The organism is Moorena sp. SIO3I6, assembly GCF_010672095.1.
Genome location: NZ_JAAHHU010000347.1, coordinates 1 through 4623 on the forward strand (window position 1 = coordinate 1; position 4623 = coordinate 4623).

At 41.0% G+C, this 4623-nt stretch carries 4 protein-coding genes and 1 pseudogene; all 5 read right to left on the reverse strand.

The features are described 5' to 3' along the window. Window positions 1–661, reverse strand: a pseudogene (locus tag F6K49_RS35750) (hypothetical protein); the annotation flags it as partial. Window positions 662–816: 155 nt separating this feature from the next. Next, window positions 817–1605 carry an FkbM family methyltransferase gene (locus F6K49_RS35755; RefSeq protein WP_293046042.1) on the reverse strand — a complete coding sequence of 263 codons (789 nt, stop codon included), beginning with the start codon at window positions 1603–1605 and terminating at the stop codon, window positions 817–819. Window positions 1606–1870: 265 nt separating this feature from the next. Further along, window positions 1871–2884: a glycosyltransferase family 2 protein gene (locus F6K49_RS35760; protein WP_293104423.1), complete on the reverse strand. Its 1014-nt coding sequence runs from the start codon at window positions 2882–2884 to the stop codon at window positions 1871–1873. 314 nt (window positions 2885–3198) lie between these two features. Beyond that, window positions 3199–4212, reverse strand: coding sequence for a glycosyltransferase family 2 protein (locus F6K49_RS35765; RefSeq protein WP_293104426.1), 1014 nt, complete (start codon window positions 4210–4212; stop codon window positions 3199–3201). Window positions 4213–4356: 144 nt separating this feature from the next. Next, window positions 4357–4623, reverse strand: a 267-nt coding sequence (locus tag F6K49_RS35770) for a hypothetical protein (RefSeq protein WP_293104429.1), incomplete at its 5' end; no start/stop codon positions are given.

Sequence of the window (4623 nt, forward strand, 5' to 3'; positions counted from 1 at the left end):
TGGAATTGAACGGATCAACAGCTAGTCTCTCTCCTAGCCATTTTTTCTTGTGGTTAGCCCCCATCTTGAGGTCTAGGTTCAACTTTGTCCAAGTTTGTCCTTTATCGGTAGATTTAAATAGTGTTCCTGGTTCAGCCCAGGGATATTTTCCAGCCGCAATATAGACAATAGTTGGATCATTCGGATCAACAGCCAGTGCTTCTCCTCCATAGTAATTACTCTGGGAGAGGGGAAAGTGTTCTGTCAGGGGAATCCAACGTTGCTTCCCCTCATCCCAACGATAGAAGCCACCCACATCAGTCCGAATATAAACTAAGTCTTTTTCCAGTGGATGGAGGTAAACACCAGTGACATAACCACCACCTCCGATCGCTACATTAGTTGTTCCGAGGCGAATGTTGGTCTGGTATTTCCGAGAGCTAACTACCTCAGCCTGTCCTGAATTGACTTTAACGATATCAGTGACCAATACAATTGACCCCAGCATCATCAAACTAGTCAGGATCATCAGTCCTAGAGTAACCCTTTGCCTAAACCAAAGGTTTGGTTGGGTAATAGCTCGAATCCGGTGATTGGGAATCCACTTAGCAAGGGTTAGCCCAATCGCAAAAATAAATAAGCCTAAAAGCACCCTGAGTGCGATCGCAAGCCAGTCAATCATAGAAATAATAGATCAGCAACTTGGACAAGACTTACCCAGTCAATCTACTAGTAGGGTACTATAAGAACCAACCGTACTATTTATAGCGATTTATAGGGTTTGTTGCCCAGTTTTTCCTAAGTCCTACAGAATGCTCCTGTGTTTTCTAGCGACCCCTAAGGCGTAGCAAAGAAATTCCAAGCAGAGTCTTCTTCACAGATTATCGTAAATTCCGTCTCACTGAGTGGAGCTAACCCCTGTAGCCAACTGTTAAGTTTAAAAATATTCAAACCACACTGGTTGACTAGCAAATCATACATCATACCTGGCGTTGTTTTATAATCAACCATGCCACTATGACCAAATTCAAAGACTAGGTAAGGCTTGTGGGTTTTTAAGGTTCGGATAGCACCTTTGAAAACCTTAAAATCTGCTCCTTCTGCATCTACCTTAATGAAATTAACTTTGAAGTCAGGTTGAAGGATGTCATCAAGTGTTTGAGTTTTGATAGCAATGGATTCTGTTTGAGCATTGTTATAGCCCCAATAGCTGTAGTCTCTTTGTTTTAGACCACTGAGTGCTGGAGCATCAACAACATGCCAGAACGTGGTTTCTCCCTCTAAATCACTCAAGGCAATTTGCCTAACATGAACCTTTGAGAACCGTTTTTGCAGCCGAGTAGCCAGCCGGGGGAGCGGCTCGAAAGCATAGTGCTCACCGAGGGGAGCCAGTTGGCATATTTTTGTCAACACACTCCCCATGTTGCTACCCACATCGATACAGTTTGAGGATTTGTCTAAAATCCGCTTCATAATCTGATAGACATAGGTGTCATCTTGCCTGCTGGTCAGGATCTTTTGGCTGGGAGGCTTGATCAAATCAACAATACTTCTTGCCGCAGGCTCAAACGGTGTGCCAATCAATAACTCTTTCAGGTGAGTTTTTATGGTTAAAGGTAGATTCATTTTTTATGAAAGCCGCATATAAACCTCAGATTTTAGTTTATAGCAGAAACTAATGAGGGTTGAGGAGTTTTATATACAAATTTTTATAAAAGCTTTACAAAGTGTTTGTAAAGCACCCAGGGCAAACGCATCTAAATTCCAAAACCCTTATCCAGTAAGGATTTCATCAATTGATTAAAAACAGGACTCGATCGCTGAAATCCTCACCCCGCCAGCATGTACAAAAATAAGATGCGTTTGCCCTGGTCAAGCACCCTATTAAAAACTAAGCTTGCTCCTGAGAAATTCGGCGCTTTTGTGAAGCTCCTGTCGTTTTCAAAGCCACAGCTTCCATTTGCTGGTAAATAGTTTTAGGTAAAAGTCGGAGCAAATAAGCAGCAGCCCCGGTCAACAGAGTACGAAGCGGTTCCTCTAGCAAAATACGCCAGTAAGTCGCTAAAGCCTTATTAAACAATTCTGTTGCCATCAAGCCTTCGTTGATGCTGAGGGCACGTCGAGCACCAAACCGTAAATAATAGGCGCGGGCTGGGTTTTCACATTCAGCAATTACCTCTGGAGCATAGGCACGTGTTTTATCAATCACCTTTTCTAGAGAGTTTATATGCTTGAGTATACTAGCTGAATGCCCTTGTGAATGAATACGATATAAAGTCAGCGCCTCTGGCAAACCTTCCATGTGCCAATCAGTTTTAATCGCCATGCGCAGCCAACATTCCACGTCTTCGATATTGTGCAATTCAGTATCAAAATAAGCCTCCTCGGTAGCCTGCTCGTTTCGGTATCGAATTGCTTCAAACACTTCTCGCCGAATCACTGGTGTTGAACCATTCCCAATGGGATTACGACACATGATATAATCTGTAGTTATATCTTTAGTTTTGGCTATTTGATAGATTCCTAACGGAGTTCCTGTTTCATCAATTAACGCAGAATAGCTAAAACTCACTCCTACATGGGGTGATGTTTCTAGATGCAAAACATGCTTTTCTAGCTTTTCTGGAACCCAGAGGTCATCTCCATCTAAGAAAGCGATATACTCTCCTTCAGCATGGCGAATCCCAGTGTTTCTAGCCGCTGATACTCCTTGATTATCCTGACGAATAATTTTAATTCTCGGATCGTTAATTTGTTGACATATTTCGATACTTTTGTCAGGAGAGCCATCATCAATGAGTAGCAGCTCAAAATTTTTATAGGTTTGGGCGAGCACAGATTCTACTGTGGCTGCTATGTATTTTTCAACCTTATATACTGGAATAATTACCGATACTTTGTTCATAGTAGACTCAAACCTTGAAATTATTTAACCATGCTAGTAAGCAAAAGGTCAATAAAGATACGATCCAAAACTAGGGAAACGCTTATATAATAAGCTTATTTTATTATAGCGCTTTTTAAGCTAGTAAGGGACATTTTTTTTGCTTTTAGGGAGCAGGGACTGAGGCCGTGGCCCACGCGGGGCGCTTTCGTAGCAGAGAGCAGTAAAGTCGGAAGAGGAAAGAGGTAAAAAGTTTTGTGTACCTCATTAGGCTAAAAACCTCTATATAAGGTTTTTGAATTTTGAATTTTGAATTTTGAATTCCGCGAGCGGTACTAGTTTTGGATAAGAGGCTGTTTTTTAACATTGTTGAGCAGCCTAGAGACAAGCAATTCAATGTGAGAATATAAAGACTTCGGTAATAACCAAAGCATATAAGCGGCTATTAAGGTTAAGATTGTTCGCCGTGGCTGTTCTAGTAGGATAAGCCAGTGATTGGATAATGATCGATGTATAAGTGTCACAGCATCTGAAGCTACTTTAAGACGAACCGCACTCCTAGCCAAGTACCGCAATTGGTAAGCCCTAGAAATGTTTTCCCATCGGCTGGTCAGTGTGGGAGCATAGGAACGGGTCTTTTCAATCATTTGTTCCAAGGACTCTAACTGCTTGAAAAGATTGGCTGACAACCCTTGTGTATTAATTCGATACAGGGTTAGTGCTTCAAGTATTCCCTCAATTTTCCAGTCAGTTTGAATAGCGATGCGAAGCCAACATTCAATATCTTCAGCACGACGGAAGTTTTCATCAAAGTAATAATCTTCTGTAGAGCCGTAAAGATTATCCTGATACTTAATTGTGTCAAAGACTTCGCGACGAACTACAGCAGCCGAACCGTTCCCGATCGGACTCTCTTGAAACAAATCAGATATAGTAATATTAGTGAGCTTAGGCATTAGATAGGCACCCATAAAATTTCCAGCTTCATCAATCAAAGCAGAACGGCTAAAACTAATCCCGATATCTGGGAATTTTTCTAAGTGTTCAATATGTCTTTCCAGTTTCTGAGGCAACCACAAATCGTCTCCATCTAAAAACGCTAAATAATCTCCTTTGGCATGGCGAATTCCTGTATTACGCGCTCCAGCAAGTCCCCGATTAGTTTGATGAATAATCTTAAGTCGCTGATCCGAGAATTCTTGACAAATTTTTATACTACTGTCTGGGGATTCATCGTCAATAATGAGCACTTCAAAGTTGGTATAGGTCTGCTCCAGAACAGACTGCACCGCTGCTGCAATATAGTTTTCAACTCCGTAGACTGGAATAATGACAGAAACATGTTTCATTGTTTGAACACTGGTTTTAAAGATAAATAGTTTTGATTTAGTTTTTTTTAAAAAAAATCATCAAAAAAAAGATATAAATAGTTGAAACTGACAACTGACGAATAAAAATTGCTTCCTGAGCACTATCATATTCCCAGGAACTGATCACAATTTTCTACCCAATTGTACTATATTTTCTGGCATTTGTGATCTGGTAGGTAAGGTGGGACCCGCTACCAATTGCAGTTGGGGATAATACATAATAGATGAGTCTGACTTAACTATTTCCCATTGGCTTAAAACAGAGGAATAGAGGGTTTGCGCAATGCGTAAATCTCGCTCTAGAATTTCCAGATTCAAGGCATCTTGGGACATTTTGCTAAGTTTTACTTCAAGCTGAGAAATCTGAAACTCTAGATCCCTGGCCTTGTC

Coding starts and splice junctions, on each gene's coding strand:
- F6K49_RS35755 (WP_293046042.1), bottom strand. CDS start 1,605: ATGAATCTACCTTTAACCATAAAAACTCACCTGAAAGAGTTATTGATT.
- F6K49_RS35760 (WP_293104423.1), bottom strand. CDS start 2,884: ATGAACAAAGTATCGGTAATTATTCCAGTATATAAGGTTGAAAAATAC.
- F6K49_RS35765 (WP_293104426.1), bottom strand. CDS start 4,212: ATGAAACATGTTTCTGTCATTATTCCAGTCTACGGAGTTGAAAACTAT.